We start from the raw sequence: 14911 nt of genomic DNA on the forward strand, positions 1-14911 counted from the left end.
GCGGACCGAGCCTTTAAGGGCTCGATCCGCATGACGTCCGGGAGGCGGTCAGACCCGGACGGTCTCCTTGCTGAGGACCGGCTCGCCGACCTGCTGGCGTCCGGAGAGGGCGTGGTCGAGCGAGAGCCGGCCGGGGCCGACGGCGGCGAGGACCAGGCCGGCGAGACCGATCACGGCGACCAGCTCCCAGCCGCCCTCGCTGGCCATCACCTCCGTGCCGCGGTGGGCGAACCAGAAGGCGCCGGCCATGTTCGCCGCGACCAGGACGCCGACGACCTGGGTGAGCAGGCCGACCAGGAGCAGCGCCCCACCGACCAGCTCGACCAGGCCGGCGAACACGGCGGCGGCGTACGGCGCGGGGATGCCCATCATGTCGAAGCCGTCGGCCGTGCCGCCGAAGCCGTTGGTGACGACCTTCTGCCAGCCGTGGCTGATCAGCACGACGCCGAGCAGGACCCGGGCGAGGAGGAGGACGGCGTCCTGGGCGGACGCGGGTGCGTGGTTCCCGAGGAGTGACTTCACGATGCTGCCTTTCCGAGGAGGTAGTTGATCGTTCACCGACCACGGTAGGCAGCAAGCATGAGAGAACGGTGAGAGCGCGGTGACGAACGTGTGTCAGTAGCTGCGGTTCGACTCCTTGTTGCCGGCGGGCTTGCCGTTGGGGCCGGCGTCCTCGCCGTCCTCGAGCGCGTTGTCGGCATCGGGGTTGCCCGCGACGCCCTGGTCGTCGGAGATCTCGGTGTCGGCGTCGGCCGGGTCCATCGCGCCGACCTCGGAGACCTGGCCGGCGGATTCCTGCGCGTCGTCCTGGTGCTGGTTCATGTCCGCCCGGTACCCGGAACCTCCTGCACGACGCGGACGTTGGACAGGGGTAACCCCCAGGAGGACCCGATGAAGTGCCCGACCGACGAGACCACGCTGGTGATGAGCGAGCGCAGCGGGATCGAGATCGACTACTGCCCCACCTGCCGGGGCGTCTGGCTGGACCGGGGTGAGCTCGACAAGATCATCGACCGCTCGCTGGGCCAGCCCGCCGCGGCCGCGCCGGTGCCGCCGCCGGCCCCCGCGCCGTCGTACGAGCGCTACGACCGCGACGACCGACGTGACGACCGACGTGACGACCGCCGGGACCGTGACGACCGGCGCTACGACGACCGCCGCTACGACCAGGGCTCCTACAAGAAGAAGCGCAAGGAGAGCTGGCTCAGCGAGATCTTCGACTGAGCCGGCCCTCCTCACTCCGACCGGGCTCAGCTGTTCGGCTGAGCCTCCGAGCGGACGTTGTCGGCCGCGGTCTGACCCTCGTCCTTGACCCGCGCGGCCGAGTCGACCGCCACGTCCTTGACCTCCTGGGCCGCGCCGGTGACGCGCTCCTTCAGGTCCTGGCCGAGGTCCTGGCCGACCGACTTCGCCTGGTCGACCAGGGGGCCGCCCTGTTCCTCGGCGGCGTCGACCAGGGTCGAGGCGACCTGAGCCTCCTTCGCCGAGGCGGGGAACAGCCCGGCGATGACGATGCCCGCACCGAACGCGACGAGGCCGGCCACGACCGGGCTCCCCTGGAACTGACCCTGGGCGCGATCTGCCATCCCGTGCGCGGCGTCCTGCACCCCGGACGTGGCTCCGGACGTGCCGGACGCGGCACCGGCGCGGACGTCGGACGCGGTGCCCATCACCTTGTCGCGCAGCCCGGAGACCCTGCTCCGAGCGGCCTCCTTGCGGCGGTCCATGATCGCGCTCGGGCTCACCCGGTCCTGCAGGGCGTCGAGATCCGACGCCATCCGGTCGCGGGTCCCGGCGATCTCCGTGCTCAGCTCTTCTGTGCTCGCGCCCATGCTGCGTCCTCCTTGAGTGTCTGCTGCGTCTTTGGCAGCTGCGGGTTGCTCTTCTTCAGCGCGGTCCGGCCGGTCACGGCGAGGAGCGCCGCGGCAAGACCCCACGCTGCGGTGACGATGAGGGCGGCCGCCCAGCGGGGCAGCCCCTCGTCGATGGCGAACATCACGGTCAGCGAGAGGAAGAGGAGCACCATCACGGCGGCCACGCCGGCACCGCCGAGCAGGCCGGCGCCCTTGCCGGCCTTCCCGACCTCCTCCTTCAGCTCGACCTTGGCGAGGTCCATCTCCTGCTTGATCAGCGTGGAGAGGTCGGTGGCGACGTCGCCGACGATCTCACCGAGCGACCGCTCATCGACCCGGCGCCCGGGCTCGGTCATCGCGGGTCCTCGTCGAGGACGCCGCGCTCGCCGTAGCCGGCGACGGGCGCGGCCATCGGCGGGTCGACCGGCACGGCCGGCGTCGTCATGGTCGGCGCGGACGGGACCACGGGCTGGACCGGCACGGGCGGGGCCGAGCTCGGCGCGGCCTCTGCGGCGCTGATCCCGTCCGCCGTCCCGCGGGCCAGCCGGCCGACGACCACGCCGGCGACGAGGGCGCCGACGAGGAAGGTCCCGGGTCGCTCCCGCGCGAAGCGTCGTACGTCGTCAAGCAGCTCGGCCGGCTCGCGGCCCTCCAGGTGGGAGCCGAGGCTCTGCACCCGGTCGGAGGCCTGCCGGGCGAGGTCGCCCGCCAGGCCGGGTGCGCTGCCGTCGGCCATCGAGCCGAGATCGTCGCCGAGGCTGCGCAGGGTGCCGGCGAGCCGGTCCTTCTGCACCGCGGACTGCTCCGTCACCTGACCGAGGGCGTCGTCGAGCACGCCCCGGGCCTGGGTCATGGCCTCGGACGCGACCTTCTGCGCCTCGTCCTTCGCGGTTCCGGCGACGTGCTTGCCCTCGTCCGCGGCCGTGCCTGCCGTGTCCTGCGCACGCTCTGTGGCGCTCTGGTCGGTCGTCATCGGGTTCCTTCAGGTGTCGTCGGATGTCTCGCTGGTCCGGTATCCGGACCACACCCCGCGTGCCCTCACCCTTGCGGGGCGTAGGGCGGGGCACCGATGGGGGCACCGGCTTGGCAGGCTGTGCCCCATGGAGTACGTCGAGGTCGCGCGCGCCGAGTCCGAGCGCGGAGAGCTGGTCCTGCGCGAGCGCCGCGACGAGGGTGCGCCGGTGGTGCTCGAGTTGCGCGCCAATGGCGTCTTCGTGATGGACACGCTCGAGACGAGCACCGAGCGGGCCCTCGCCACGGCCGCGCTCGACCTGGTCGCGGACCCGCGGGCGGTCGTCGTCGGCGGACTCGGCCTGGGCTTCACCCTGCACGAGGTGCTCGCCGACAGCCGGGTCGAGCGGTGCGCGGTCGTGGAGATCGAGGAGGCGCTGGTCGGCTGGATGCGCGACGGCACCGTGCCGCACGGCCCGGCCCTGCTGGCCGACGAGCGCGCGGCGATCGTGGTCGCCGACGTCGCGGTCGCGATGGCCGAGGCGCGGCCGGCGTCGTACGACCTCGTGCTGCTGGACGTCGACAACGGTCCCGGCTACCTGGTCCACGACACCAACGCCCGGCTCTACCAGACCCGTTTCCTCGAGACGGCGCGCGCGGCGCTGCGGCCCGGCGGTGCGCTGGTCGTGTGGTCGGCCGACGTCGCCCCGGACCTCGAGACCACGCTGGCCGGCGTCTTCGGCAGCGCCGAGGCGAGGCCCCTGGAGGTCCGGCTGCAGGACCGCGACGAGCACTACTGGCTCTACGTCGCGCGGGTACCGTCGCAGGAGTGAGCGACGACCAGCAGTTCCGCACCGAGCACGACTCCATGGGCGAGGTCCTCGTCCCGGCCGACGCCCTGTGGCGGGCCCAGACCCAGCGGGCGGTGGAGAACTTCCCGATCAGCGGCACCCCGATCGAGCCCCGTCTCGTCCAGGCGCTCGGCACGGTCAAGCAGGCCGCCGCCTGGGCCAACTTCGAGCTGGGCGTGCTGCCGCGGGAGCAGGCGTACGCGATCCGCGACGCCGCCGCCGAGGTGGCCGCCGGGACGCACGACGCGGAGTTCCCCATCGACGTCTTCCAGACCGGCTCGGGCACCAGCTCCAACATGAACGCCAACGAGGTCATCGCCAGCCTGGCCGCCCGCGCCGGCACCGAGGTGCACCCCAACGACCATGTCAACGCCAGCCAGTCCAGCAACGACACCTTCCCGACCGCGATCCACGTCGCGGCGACCCTGGCCGTCGTCGACGACCTGCTGCCGGCGCTCGACGTCCTCGCGACCTCGCTCGAGGCCAAGGCCGAGGAGTTCGCGGGCCTGGTGAAGTCCGGCCGGACGCACCTGATGGACGCCACCCCGGTCATGCTCGGCCAGGAGTTCTCGGGGTACGCCGCGACCGTCCGCTACGCCGCCGAGCGACTGGCCTCGGTGCTCCCCCGGGTCCGCGAGCTGCCCCTCGGCGGCACCGCCGTCGGCACCGGCATCAACACCCCGGCCGGCTTCGCGGAGCGCGCGATCGCCGTACTCGGGGAGCTGACCGGGCAGGAGTTCACCGAGGCCCGCAACCACTTCGAGGCCCAGGGCACCCGCGACTCGCTGGTCGAGCTCAGCGGGGTCCTGAGGACCTACGCCGTCGGCCTCACCAAGGTCTGCAACGACCTGCGCTGGATGTCGTCCGGACCGACCACCGGTCTCTCCGAGATCCACCTGCCCGACCTGCAGCCCGGGTCGAGCATCATGCCCGGCAAGGTCAACCCGGTGCTCCCGGAGGCGACGCTGATGGTCTGCTTCCAGGTCGTCGGCAACGACGCCGCGGTCACCGCGGCCGGCGCGAGCGGCAGCTTCGAGCTGAACGTGGCCATGCCCGTCATCGCTCGCAACGTCCTCGAGTCGACCCGCCTCCTGGCCGCCGCCTCGCGGGTCCTCGCCGAGCGCTGCGTCGACGGCATCACCGCCAACCCCGAGCGGATGCGGCAGTACGCCGAGTCCTCCCCCTCGGTGGTCACGCCGCTCAACAAGCACATCGGCTACGAGGCCGCCGCCAAGGTCGCCAAGAAGGCCCTGGCCGACGGCGCGACGATCCGTGAGACCGTCCTGGCCCTCGGGTACGTCGACCGCGGCGAGCTCACCGAGGAGCAGCTCGACGAGGCGCTCGACGTGGAGTCGATGACCCACCCCTGAGCGGCGTCAGCCGTCGAGTCGGTCCAGCTCCTCACCGAGCTCGCGGCGCAGGCCGTCGTACGCGGGGTCGTCGTACGGCGCGGGCGGGACCCGGCCCTCCCAGTGCCACCGGGCGGCCGGCCAGCCGACGACCTCGGGCGGCTCCCAGTGGTAGCGAGGGGTGACGTGGGCATGCAGGAACGCGTCGGTGTTGCCCTGGATCTCCAGGTTGATGCGGCGGAACCCGTCGGGGTCGCGGCGCATGCACACGGCGGAGACGGCGCGACCGAGGAGCGCCATGTCCTCCAGGAAGACCAGCTGTCGTGCCGGTGACAGGTCGGTCAGCTGGTCGACACCCGGGGTGTCGCCGACCAGCACGCAGTAGCCCGGCAGGTGCTGGTTGTCGCCGATGACGGCGAACCCGGCCCTCATCCGGCGCAGCACGGTCGGATTGGTGCCGGCGAGGGCCGAGCCCACCCGGTCGGCACGGAAGTCGGAGGGCACGCCGTCCATCCAGCCCTCACCGACCCGTCGATCGCTGGCCGACACGCCGCAGAAACAGGGCATTCAGTGACGGGTCGGCGTTTCACGGGAACGGGGCGGGTGCTCCTAGCCTTCTCCGGTGTCCGCCAGCCCCACCGTCCTGACCGTCCTCCGCTCGCCCCGTCTGCTGCGCACCGAGGTGGTCGCGGGGCTGGTGGTGGCGCTGGCGATGATCCCGGAGGCGCTGTCGTTCTCGGTGCTGGCCGGGGTCGACCCGCGGGTGGGGCTGTTCACCAGCTTCACCATGGCCGTGACCGCGGCGGTGCTCGGCGGCCGGCCCGCGATGGTCTCCGGCGCGGCCGGCGCCACGGCGCTGGTGATCGCTCCGTTGGTCGCCTCGCACGGCATGGAGTACCTCATCGCCACCGTGCTCCTCGCCGGGGCGATGCAGCTGGTGCTGGGCCTGGCCGGGCTGGGTCGGCTGATGCGGTTCATCCCGCGCTCGGTGATGGTGGGCTTCGTCAACGCCCTCTGCCTCCTCATCCTCGCCGCGCAGGTCCCCCACCTGGTCGGGCACGGCGGCCCCGTCTACGCGCTCGCGGTGCTGGCGGTCGTGGTCCTGGTGCTGCTCCCCCGGGTCACTCGGGTGGTGCCGGCGCCGCTCGTCGCGGTGCTGCTGCTGGGGGTGCTGGTCGCGGTCGGCGGCCTCGACGTACCCCTGCTCTCCGGGGAGGGCGAGCTGCCGACCAGCCTGCCCGGCCTGGTCTGGCCTGACGTGCCGATGACGGGCGAGACGCTGCGGGTGATCGCGCCGTACGCCCTGGCGGTGGCCCTGGTCGGGCTGATGGAGTCGCTGATGACCGCCAAGCTGGTCGACGACCTCACCGACACCCGGTCGAGCAAGACCCGCGAGGCGCTCGGCCAGGGCGGCGCGAACCTGGTCACCGGGCTCTTCGGCGGCATGGGCGGCTGCGCGATGATCGGCCAGACGATGGTCAACGTGAAGGAGGCCGGCGCCCGCTCGCGTGTCTCGGCGCTCATGACCGGCGTGTGGCTGCTCGTCCTCGTCGTCGGCCTGGGCGAGACGGTGGGCCGGATCCCGATGGTGGCGCTGGCCTGCGTGATGACGGTCGTCGCGGTCACCACCTTCGACTGGCACAGCATCCGGCCCGCGACCCTGCGGCGGATGCCGCGCAGCGAGACCGCCGTGATGCTCGTGACGGTGGCCGTCGTGGTCGCCACCGAGAACCTCGCCATCGGCGTCGTCGCCGGCGTGCTGGTCGCGATGATGCTCTTCGCCCGCCGCGTCGCCCACCTGGCCGAGGTCACCCGCGAGCTGTCACCGGACGGCGGCACCGCGACGTACCGGGTCACCGGCGAACTGTTCTTCGCCTCCAGCAACGATCTCTACACGCAGTTCTCGTACGCCGAGGACCCGCCGCGGGTCGTGGTCGACCTCACCGCCTCGCACGTCTGGGACGCCTCGACCGTCGCCGCGCTGGACGCGGTCGAGACCAAGTACGCCGCCCGCGGGGTCACCCTGGAGATCGTTGGGCTTAACGCTCCCAGCGCGGCCATGCACGGCCGGCTGAGCGGGACCTTGTCGTAGCCCGCAAGCCAAGATCGGGTCTCGTCACGCGGGTCGCCTTCGCTAGTACCAGCCAGTGCTCTGGCTGTGACCCCAGGCGCTGCACGGCGAGCCGTAGCGGTCGCGGATGTAGCCGAGGCCCCACTCGATCTGGGTGACCGGGTTGGTCATGTAGTCGGCGCCGAGGTCGTGGGTGGCGGTGAGCGCCTGCGGGATGCCGTAGGCCGAGGACGACGGGTTGTCGGCGTGGATGTTCCAGCCGCTCTCCTTGGTCCACAGCGAGTCGAGGCAGCCGAACTGGTCGGACGAGAAGCCGTACTCGCCCAGCAGGGCCCGGGCGATGTCGCGCGGGTCGTTGTCGGAGAGGGACTCGGTCACGGTCATCGCCCCACCCTCGGCCTGCGACAGCGCGGCGACCTTCACCGGGTCGGAGGCCTCACGGCGGTCGGAGCGCGAGACGACCGGGGTGCGCGCCGGCGCCTCGGCGGCCTCGGTGGCCTCGGTGGCGCCGGTGTCGGCAGCCTGGTCGTCCCGGGTCGCGCCCAGGTCGGCGGCCGCGGCGCTCACGGTGTCGGGCGCGGAGCCCAGCAGTCCGCCGGAGATGGTCGCGCCGGTCGCGGCGACGGCCACGGAGGACATCACCAGGGTCGTCCGGATCGCCTTCTTGGGAGCGTCGGCGGAGACGGGTCGCTTCGGGGCACCGCGGTGCGTGGGGACGTGCTTGACGTGCTTCGACACAGGGGATGGCTCACGGGTAGGGGTCGTGGGTCCCGACCACCCTGCCCGACAGGCAGGAGGGTCGCAAACCGAACGTCCGGTTGTTGAGGACTTCTTGAGGCTGCTGTAACGACCCGAGTGCCCCACGAGTCACAGCAGACCCGTGGGGCACTCCGGCCACATCCTCAGAGGGTGACGTTCTCCAGCATCTCGGTCACCAGCGCGGCGATCGGCGACCGCTCGGAGCGGGTCAGCGTGACGTGGGCGAACAGCGGGTGCCCCTTCAGCTTGTCGATGACCGCGACCACGCCGTCGTGGCGACCCACCCGGAGGTTGTCGCGCTGGGCGACGTCGTGGGTGAGCACCACCTTGGAGTTCGCCCCGATCCGCGAGAGCACCGTGAGCAGCACGTTGCGCTCCAGCGACTGCGCCTCGTCGACGATCACGAACGCATCGTGCAGGGACCGGCCGCGGATGTGGGTCAGCGGCAGCACCTCCAGCATCCCGCGGTCGAGGATCTCGTCGATCACGTCGCGCGACGTCATCGCCCCGAGGGTGTCGAAGACCGCCTGGCCCCAGGGCGACATCTTCTCGGACTCCGACCCGGGCAGGTACCCGAGCTCCTGGCCGCCGACGGCGAAGAGCGGACGGAAGACGACGACCTTCTTGTGCTGGCGGCGCTCCATGACCGCCTCCAGGCCGGCACAGAGGGCCAGGGCGGACTTGCCGGTGCCGGCCCGGCCGCCGAGCGAGACGATGCCGACCTCGGGGTCGAGCAGCATCTCCAGGGCGATCCGCTGCTCGGCCGACCGGCCGTGCAGGCCGAACGCCTCGCGGTCGCCGCGCACCAGGTGCACCTGCTTGTCCGGACCGACCCGCCCGAGGGCGGTGCCACGGTCGGAGAGCAGCACCAGGCCCTGGTGGCAGGGCAGCTCGCGGGCCTCGGCGAGGTCGAGCACGCCGTCGTCGTACAGCTCGTCGAGGTCGGAGGCCGGGACCTCGATCTCGGCCATGCCGGAGTAGCCGGTGTCGGACTCGCTGATCGCCTCGCCGCGGTACTCCTCGGCGTCCAGGCCGACCGCCGAGGCCTTGATGCGCATCGGCAGGTCCTTGGAGACCACCGTGACGGCGTGGCCCTCGTCGGCGAGGTTCTTGGCGACCGCGAGGATGCGGGTGTCGTTGTCGCCCAGCCGGAATCCCGACGGGAGGGCCTGGGGGTCGGTGTGATTGAGCTCGACCCGGAGCGACCCGCCCTCCTCGCCGACCGGCACCGGCTCGTCGAGACGGCCGTGGGTGATCCGCAGCTCGTCGAGCATCCGCAGGGCGCTGCGCGCGAAGTAGCCGAGCTCGGGGTGGTGACGCTTCCCCTCGAGCTCGGTGATCACGACGACGGGCAGCACCACCTCGTGCTCGGCGAAGCGCTTGAGCGCGCCGGGATCGGCGAGCAGCACGCTGGTGTCGAGCACGTAGGTGCGGGCGGCGGGAGCGGAACGCTGGTTCTTCTCGGCCTTCGACGGCACGGTTCACCCCTCACGGGCCGGCACGCGCACTCGTCGTCCCGGTCCTAGTTGCTGCTGACGGACCGGGGACACACCCGAAGACGGGAGTGCCCGCCTCCGAACGCACGGCGTACCAGCCGTCGTGCGGTGCAGTCGTGAATGCTCACGATCGGGCCTCCCGGTACGGCGAGCTTCCCCACTCACCGTTGCTCGGAACGTACGCCGCCCGGTGCTCGGTTTTCGGCGACACGCCCGAAACCAGAAGTGAACGTCACACGTCCGTAACGCGGGGTCGCGGCGGTTCCGGTCAGGAGCCGAAGCGACGCTCGCGCAGGGCGTAGGCGCGGATGGCGCGCAGGAAGTCGACGCGCCGGAAGTCGGGCCAGTAGGCCTCGCAGAAGTAGAACTCCGACTTGGCGGACTGCCAGAGCAGGAAGCCGCCGAGGCGCTGCTCGCCCGAGGTGCGGATCACCAGGTCGGGATCGGGCTGGCCCTTGGTGTAGAGGTGGTCGGCGATGTGCTCGACGTCGAGGATGCCGGCGAGCTCCTCCAGCGAGGTGCCCTTCGCGGCGTGCTCGTGAAGCAGCGAGCGGACGGCGTCGGCGATCTCGCGGCGGCCGCCGTACCCGACGGCGATGTTGACGAGCATGCCGTCGACGTCGCGGGTCGCCTCCTCGGCGGCCTTGAGCCGCTCGGCGGTGGTGGCGGGCAGCAGGTCGAGCGCGCCCACGGGGTGCAGCCGCCAGCGCCGCTGGTCGGCCAGCGAGTCGACCGCCTCCTCGATGATCTCGAGCAGCGGGGCCAGCTCGGCCTCGGGGCGGTTGAGGTTGTCGGTGGACAGCAGCCACAGGGTGACCACCTGGATCCCGACCTCGTCGCACCAGCCGAGGAGCGGCTCGATGTTGGCGGCTCCGGCGCGGTGGCCGTGGGCGGTGTCGCGGCCGACGGCCTTGGCCCAGCGGCGGTTGCCGTCGAGCATCACGCCGATGTGCTGGGGCAGGTCGGCAGGCATCTTGCGCAGCATCCGGGCCTCGTAGGCGGGATAGACGACCCGCCTGAGCCCGCGCTTCCAGTCCGCCACCGTCCCAGGGTAGCGGCGCAAAGGTGTGCTTCACCTCGTTCGGCGGTTCGCCAACCTCCTGGCGGGTAACTTAAGGACATGGCCAAGGCGATGAACGACGTGCGTGCGGGGATCGAGCACCTCGGCGAGTCGCTGCACGAGACCCTCGAGGAGCTCAAGCCCAAGCTGCGCGGCTGGCTCCATCTGGGCATCGCCCCGCTGACGCTGGCCGGCGGCATCGTGCTCATCGCGCTCTCCCCCGACACCCTCACCCGGGTCGGGTCGGCGGTCTTCACCGCCTCGGCGCTGATCCTCTTCACGGTCTCGGCGATCTACCACACCGGCACCTGGTCGCCGCGGACGTGGGCGTTCCTGCGCCGCTTCGACCACTCGAACATCTTCGTGCTGATCGCGGGCTCCTACACGCCGTTCAGCCTGATCTTCCTGGAGGGCACCCAACGCACGGTGCTGCTCTCGGTGGTGTGGACCGGAGCCATCCTCGGCGTGCTGTTCCGGGTCTTCTGGACCGACGCCCCGCGCTGGCTCTACACCCCCATCTACATCGCGATGGGCTGGGCGGCGATCTTCTTCATCCCCGGCTTCCTCGAGGGCGCCCGGACCTTCGGCGGCGTCGGCATCGCGGCCTTCGTGATGATCGTGGTCGGCGGGGCGCTCTACACCCTGGGCGGCGTGGTCTACGGCTTCAAGCGGCCCAACCCCTGGCCGCGCTGGTTCGGCTTCCACGAGGTCTTCCACACCTTCACGATCCTGGCCTTCGTGTCGCACTACGTCGGCGTCTCGCTGGCGACCTACGCGGTCCGATGACGGCCAGGGGTAGCACGAACTAGAACACGTTCCTATCCTCCTGGGCATGACCCAGGGCACCTGCCAGGAACCGTTCACCCCGCTGCGCGACCTGCTCGACGCGAACCTCGCCTCCGGCGCCGAGGCCGGCGCGTCGCTCGCGGTCGTCCACGACGGGGAGGTCGTCGTCGACCTCTGGGGCGGTACGGCGCGCGCCGGTGAGCCGTGGCGCGAGGACACGATCGTGCAGGTCTGGTCGGTCACCAAGCCGATGGCCGCGCTGACCGTGCTGGTGCTCGTCGACCGGGGCGCGCTCGACCTGGACGCGCCGGTGGCGTCGTACTGGCCGGCGTTCCGGCGCCGCGACGTGCTGGTGCGGCACCTGCTCGCGCACACCTCCGGCTACGCCGGCTGGACCGCGCCGCTCGACGTCGCCGGGCTGCTCGACCTCGCACACAGCGAGCAGCTGCTGGCCGAGCAGGAGCCGTGGTGGGAGCCGGGGACCGCCTCGGGCTACCACATGATCGGCTACGGCCACCTGCTCGACGGGCTGGTCCGGGCGGCGACCGGGAAGCCCCTGGCCGAGCAGTACCAGGACCTGGTGGCCGGGCCGCTCGGCGCCGACTTCCACCTCGGCGTGCCCGAGGAGGCGCTGGAGCGCTGCGCCGACCTGGAGCCACCCCCGCCCGGCGGCCTCGACCTCTCGCTGCTCCCCGAGGGCAACCTGCTGGTCCCCGCCATCGCCAACCCGCTGCTCGACGTCGGCGGGTTCTGCAACAGCGCCGAGTGGCGGCGGGTCTCGGTGGCGGGGTGCAACGGTCACGGCAACGCGCGGTCGATCGCCCGGGCGCAGTCGGTGGTCTCGCACGGCGGCGAGGTGGACGGCGTACGCCTGCTCTCCCCCGCGACGATCGACCGGATCTTCGAGGTCCAGGCCGACGGGCCGGACCTGGTGCTGATGGTCCCGCTGCGCTGGGGCATCGGCTACGGACTCCCCCAGCCCGCGTCCGCGCCGGCCGTGCCGGAGGGCCGGGTCTGCTGGTGGACCGGGTACGGCGGCGCGATCGTCGTCAACGACCTCGACCGGCGAGTGACCGTCGCCTACGCGATGAACCGGATGGAGAACCACTTCACGTCCTCGCCGCGCACCGACGCCTACGTGCGGACCGCCTTCGCGTGCCTCGAGGCGGTGGCCCGATGAGCACCGAGGTGAAGGTCTGCATCATCGGCGCCGGCTGCTCCGGCATCACCACGGCGAAGCGGCTGGCCGACCACGGCATCGCCTACGACCAGTTCGAGCTCTCCGACGACGTCGGCGGCAACTGGTACTTCCGCAACCCCAACGGCCGGTCCGCGGTCTACGAGTCGCTGCACATCGACACCTCGACCACCGGGCTGGAGTTCGAGGACTTCCCGGCACCGGCGGACTACCCGCACTTCCCGCACCACACGCTGATCCACGCCTACTTCCGCGACTACGTCGACCACTGCGGCCTGCGCGACACGATCACCTTCGGGACCGGCGTCGAGCGTGCCGTCCGTACGGCGAGCGGCGGATGGGACGTCACGCTGAGCACCGGCGAGACCCGCCGCTACACCGACCTGGTCGTCGCCAACGGCCACCACTGGAAGCCGCGCCTGCCCGACTACCCCGGCCACTTCGACGGCGTGCTGATGCACAGCCACGAGTACGTCTCGCCGTTCGAGCCGGTCCAGATGCGCCACCAGCGGGTGGTCGTGGTCGGGATGGGCAACTCGGCGATGGACATTGCCAGCGAGCTGTCGGCGCCGTGGATGGCGGACCGGCTCTACGTCTCCGCCCGCCGCGGCGTGTGGGTGCTGCCGAAGTACCGCAACGGCCAGCCCGCCGACAAGGTGATGGCCCCGCCGGACATCCCGAAGGAGCAGGCGCTGGTCGCGTCCCGGGCCCTGATCCGCGACCTGGTCGGCTCGATGTCGTCGTACGGGCTGCCCGAGCCGGACCACGAGCCGCTGGCCGCGCACCCGTCGGTCAGCGCCGACTTCCTGACCAAGGCCGGGTCGGGCGACATCCACATGCTCGCGGCGATCGAGCGGCTGGACGGCTCGACCGTGCACCTGACCGACGGCTCGTCGGTCGAGGCCGACGTGATCGTCTGCGCGACCGGCTACGAGATGAGCTTCCCGTTCTTCGAGGGGAGCGAGGCCGACCTGCACCCCGATGACGAGCATCGCTATCCGCTGTTCAAGCGGATCATCAAGCCCGGCGTCGACCACCTCTTCTACGCCGGGCTGGCGCAGTCGTCGCCGACGATCGTCAACCTGGCCGAGCAGCAGTCGAAGCTGATCGCCGGCGTGCTCGACGGCTCCTACCGACTGCCGTCGGTGGCGGAGCAGGAGCGGATCATGCGCGCCGACGAGGCCGCCCACCTGGAGCAGTACTACGACGCGCCGCGGCACACCATCCAGATCGACTTCGGCCGCTACTGCGTCGACCTGCACGCCGAGATCGCGGCCGGGGAGGAGAGGGCGCGCGCGGAGGCGTGACGGGCGATCGCGGCGACGGCGATCCCGGCCACCGTGAACACGCAGCCCAGGGCGGCCCAGCCGAGCAGGCCGTGGTCGATGGCGGTGGCCGTGACGACCAGCGGGGCGAGCATGCCGGCGATCGCGTAGCCCATCTGGCTGACGCCCTGGTAGGCCCCGACGCTCGCGGGGTCGGCCAGCTCGAAGGCCAGCCCCCAGGCGCCGGCCTCGGCCCAGATCTCGCCCAGGGTGGCGACCACCTCGGCGACGAGCAGCACCAGCACGGCCGCAAGCGCGCCGAGGCTGCCGGCGGCGCCGTACAGGAGGCAGCCGACGGCGAGCGCCCCGCCGGCGCGTCGTACGGTCCGGCCCGCGACCAGGACGTCGTCGGTCCCGCGGGCCGCGCGCACCTGCAGCGAGGCGACCAGCACCGTGTTGAGCACGAGCAGCACCGAGATCATCACCGCGGGCGCGTCGGTGTGGCCGGCGATCCACAGCGGGACGCCGACGCTCTGCATGCCGAACTGCATCGCGATGACGGCGTTCAGCGCCGACACCGAGAGGTACGTCGGGTCGCGGAACGGCGAGCGGCCGCGCACGGCCGCCGGGGTGCCCGGCGTGCGCACGCCCATCGCCTCCGCCAGGCCCGGCACCCGCTCGCGCAGGCCCAGCACCGGGAGCACGGACAGCAGGGCGAGCAGCCCGACGACGACCATCGCGGCCTGGTAGGCGGCCCGGGTGTCGACCAGCAGGGCGAGACCGGCGGCCAGGGTGCCGAGGCCGATGGAGACGTTCATGACCACCCGCAGCCGGGCCCGGACCGCCACCCGGTCGGGGCCGGTGAACCAGCGGGCGAGCAGGGCCGACTTCGCCGAGCCCTGGAGGCTGCGGAAGCCGACCGCGGCGCAGGCGATCGCCACGAACGACGACCAGCCCGCGGCCGCGACGTACGCCAGCAGGGCGAGCGCCTGCGCGACCGACGCCCAGCGCAGCACCCGGTCGGCGCCGACCAGGTCGGACAGGCGTCCCCCGGCGTACGACGCGACGACGCCGGCGGCGCCAGCGATGGTCAGGCCGACGCCGACGGAGGCGGCGGAGAGGCCGATGACCCGGGTGAAGTAGAGGGCGCTGACGCCGTAGAAGACGCCGTTGGCCATCGAGCCGGCCAGGGTGGTGAAGGTGAGGGCGCGTTCGACCGGATCGGCCGGGAGGATCGTGCGGGTCATGGGTCCGTTCTCGCACCGGCGTCCG

General features: G+C 72.1%; 17 protein-coding genes. 7 read left to right on the top strand and 10 right to left on the bottom strand.

Annotated features, from left to right (window positions below; translation table 11 throughout):
- Positions 1-48 precede the first annotated feature (48 nt).
- Together V7S47_RS06100 and V7S47_RS06105 are read right to left on the bottom strand one after the other, a co-directional pair.
- Entirely contained in the window at positions 49-522 is a 474-nt protein-coding gene (locus V7S47_RS06100; protein ID WP_336560729.1) for a DoxX family protein, read from the bottom strand.
- Between the two features lie 93 nt (positions 523-615).
- Positions 616-822, bottom strand: coding sequence for a hypothetical protein (locus V7S47_RS06105; RefSeq protein WP_336560730.1), 207 nt, complete (start codon positions 820-822; stop codon positions 616-618).
- A 69-nt stretch (positions 823-891) separates the two neighbouring features.
- On the opposite strand from V7S47_RS06105, the gene V7S47_RS06110 reads away from it, so the two are divergent.
- On the top strand, positions 892-1224 hold the full coding sequence (locus tag V7S47_RS06110; RefSeq protein ID WP_336560731.1) for a TFIIB-type zinc ribbon-containing protein: 333 nt from the start codon (positions 892-894) through the stop codon (positions 1222-1224).
- 26 nt (positions 1225-1250) lie between these two features.
- Here V7S47_RS06110 and V7S47_RS06115 read toward each other — a convergent pair whose 3' ends face one another.
- The 3 genes from V7S47_RS06115 to V7S47_RS06125 are packed head-to-tail and all read right to left on the bottom strand — an operon-like array spanning position 1251 to position 2826.
- Positions 1251-1832: a DUF3618 domain-containing protein gene (locus V7S47_RS06115; protein ID WP_336560732.1), complete on the bottom strand. Its 582-nt coding sequence runs from the start codon at positions 1830-1832 to the stop codon at positions 1251-1253.
- Entirely contained in the window at positions 1808-2209 is a 402-nt protein-coding gene (locus V7S47_RS06120; protein WP_336560733.1) for a phage holin family protein, read from the bottom strand. Before V7S47_RS06120 ends, V7S47_RS06115 begins: the two co-directional genes overlap by 25 nt.
- Positions 2206-2826 carry a hypothetical protein gene (locus V7S47_RS06125; protein WP_336560734.1) on the bottom strand — a complete coding sequence of 207 codons (621 nt, stop codon included), beginning with the start codon at positions 2824-2826 and terminating at the stop codon, positions 2206-2208. The genes V7S47_RS06120 and V7S47_RS06125 overlap by 4 nt, the downstream gene beginning before the upstream one ends.
- 127 nt (positions 2827-2953) lie before the next feature.
- On the opposite strand from V7S47_RS06125, the gene V7S47_RS06130 reads away from it, so the two are divergent.
- Both V7S47_RS06130 and V7S47_RS06135 read left to right on the top strand, forming a co-directional pair.
- Positions 2954-3637, top strand: coding sequence for a hypothetical protein (locus V7S47_RS06130; RefSeq protein WP_336560735.1), 684 nt, complete (start codon positions 2954-2956; stop codon positions 3635-3637).
- On the top strand, positions 3634-5025 hold the full coding sequence (locus V7S47_RS06135; RefSeq protein ID WP_336560736.1) for a class II fumarate hydratase: 1392 nt from the start codon (positions 3634-3636) through the stop codon (positions 5023-5025). Before V7S47_RS06130 ends, V7S47_RS06135 begins: the two co-directional genes overlap by 4 nt.
- A gap of 6 nt (positions 5026-5031) precedes the next feature.
- Here V7S47_RS06135 and V7S47_RS06140 read toward each other — a convergent pair whose 3' ends face one another.
- Positions 5032-5508, bottom strand: a complete 477-nt coding sequence (locus V7S47_RS06140) for an HIT family protein (RefSeq protein ID WP_336560737.1) — start codon at positions 5506-5508, stop codon at positions 5032-5034.
- Positions 5509-5626: 118 nt separating this feature from the next.
- Between V7S47_RS06140 and V7S47_RS06145 the strand changes: the two genes are divergently transcribed.
- Positions 5627-7096, top strand: coding sequence for a SulP family inorganic anion transporter (locus V7S47_RS06145; RefSeq protein WP_336560738.1), 1470 nt, complete (start codon positions 5627-5629; stop codon positions 7094-7096).
- Between the two features lie 42 nt (positions 7097-7138).
- On the opposite strand, the gene V7S47_RS06150 is transcribed toward V7S47_RS06145, so the two are convergent.
- The 3 genes from V7S47_RS06150 to V7S47_RS06160 form a co-directional block, all read right to left on the bottom strand.
- Positions 7139-7813 carry a lytic transglycosylase domain-containing protein gene (locus V7S47_RS06150; RefSeq protein WP_336560739.1) on the bottom strand — a complete coding sequence of 225 codons (675 nt, stop codon included), beginning with the start codon at positions 7811-7813 and terminating at the stop codon, positions 7139-7141.
- Positions 7814-7977: 164 nt separating this feature from the next.
- Positions 7978-9312 carry a PhoH family protein gene (locus tag V7S47_RS06155; protein ID WP_336560740.1) on the bottom strand — a complete coding sequence of 445 codons (1335 nt, stop codon included), beginning with the start codon at positions 9310-9312 and terminating at the stop codon, positions 7978-7980.
- Positions 9313-9598: 286 nt separating this feature from the next.
- A complete protein-coding gene (locus V7S47_RS06160; RefSeq protein WP_442945330.1) occupies positions 9599-10372 on the bottom strand; it encodes an isoprenyl transferase in 774 nt (257 codons plus the stop codon).
- 78 nt (positions 10373-10450) lie between these two features.
- Here V7S47_RS06160 and trhA point away from each other — a divergent pair, with 78 nt between their 5' ends.
- Genes trhA through V7S47_RS06175 form a run of 3 tightly spaced genes read left to right on the top strand, consistent with a single transcriptional unit; the run spans position 10451 to position 13681 of the window.
- Positions 10451-11176 (top strand): PAQR family membrane homeostasis protein TrhA, encoded by a 726-nt coding sequence (gene trhA, locus V7S47_RS06165; protein WP_336560742.1) that lies wholly within the window; start codon positions 10451-10453, stop codon positions 11174-11176.
- A 46-nt stretch (positions 11177-11222) separates the two neighbouring features.
- A complete protein-coding gene (locus tag V7S47_RS06170) occupies positions 11223-12356 on the top strand; it encodes a serine hydrolase domain-containing protein (protein ID WP_336560743.1) in 1134 nt (377 codons plus the stop codon).
- Positions 12353-13681: a flavin-containing monooxygenase gene (locus tag V7S47_RS06175; protein WP_336560744.1), complete on the top strand. Its 1329-nt coding sequence runs from the start codon at positions 12353-12355 to the stop codon at positions 13679-13681. Before V7S47_RS06170 ends, V7S47_RS06175 begins: the two co-directional genes overlap by 4 nt.
- On the opposite strand, the gene V7S47_RS06180 is transcribed toward V7S47_RS06175, so the two are convergent.
- Positions 13618-14886 carry an MFS transporter gene (locus V7S47_RS06180; protein ID WP_336560745.1) on the bottom strand — a complete coding sequence of 423 codons (1269 nt, stop codon included), beginning with the start codon at positions 14884-14886 and terminating at the stop codon, positions 13618-13620. The genes V7S47_RS06175 and V7S47_RS06180 overlap by 64 nt on opposite strands.
- Positions 14887-14911 lie beyond the last annotated feature (25 nt).

This window comes from Nocardioides sp. CCNWLW216 (assembly GCF_037120545.1).
Lineage (GTDB): Bacteria > Actinomycetota > Actinomycetes > Propionibacteriales > Nocardioidaceae > Nocardioides > Nocardioides lianchengensis.

What these genes read in the sequence shown, in the direction of transcription:
- V7S47_RS06115 (WP_336560732.1), bottom strand. Translation starts at nt 1,832, where the DNA reads ATGGGCGCGAGCACAGAAGAGCTGAGCACGGAGATCGCCGGGACCCGC.
- V7S47_RS06170 (WP_336560743.1), top strand. Translation starts at nt 11,223, where the DNA reads ATGACCCAGGGCACCTGCCAGGAACCGTTCACCCCGCTGCGCGACCTG.
- V7S47_RS06125 (WP_336560734.1), bottom strand. Translation starts at nt 2,826, where the DNA reads ATGACGACCGACCAGAGCGCCACAGAGCGTGCGCAGGACACGGCAGGC.
- V7S47_RS06175 (WP_336560744.1), top strand. Translation starts at nt 12,353, where the DNA reads ATGAGCACCGAGGTGAAGGTCTGCATCATCGGCGCCGGCTGCTCCGGC.
- V7S47_RS06180 (WP_336560745.1), bottom strand. Translation starts at nt 14,886, where the DNA reads ATGACCCGCACGATCCTCCCGGCCGATCCGGTCGAACGCGCCCTCACC.
- trhA (WP_336560742.1), top strand. Translation starts at nt 10,451, where the DNA reads ATGGCCAAGGCGATGAACGACGTGCGTGCGGGGATCGAGCACCTCGGC.
- V7S47_RS06120 (WP_336560733.1), bottom strand. Translation starts at nt 2,209, where the DNA reads ATGACCGAGCCCGGGCGCCGGGTCGATGAGCGGTCGCTCGGTGAGATC.
- V7S47_RS06105 (WP_336560730.1), bottom strand. Translation starts at nt 822, where the DNA reads ATGAACCAGCACCAGGACGACGCGCAGGAATCCGCCGGCCAGGTCTCC.
- V7S47_RS06110 (WP_336560731.1), top strand. Translation starts at nt 892, where the DNA reads ATGAAGTGCCCGACCGACGAGACCACGCTGGTGATGAGCGAGCGCAGC.
- V7S47_RS06130 (WP_336560735.1), top strand. Translation starts at nt 2,954, where the DNA reads ATGGAGTACGTCGAGGTCGCGCGCGCCGAGTCCGAGCGCGGAGAGCTG.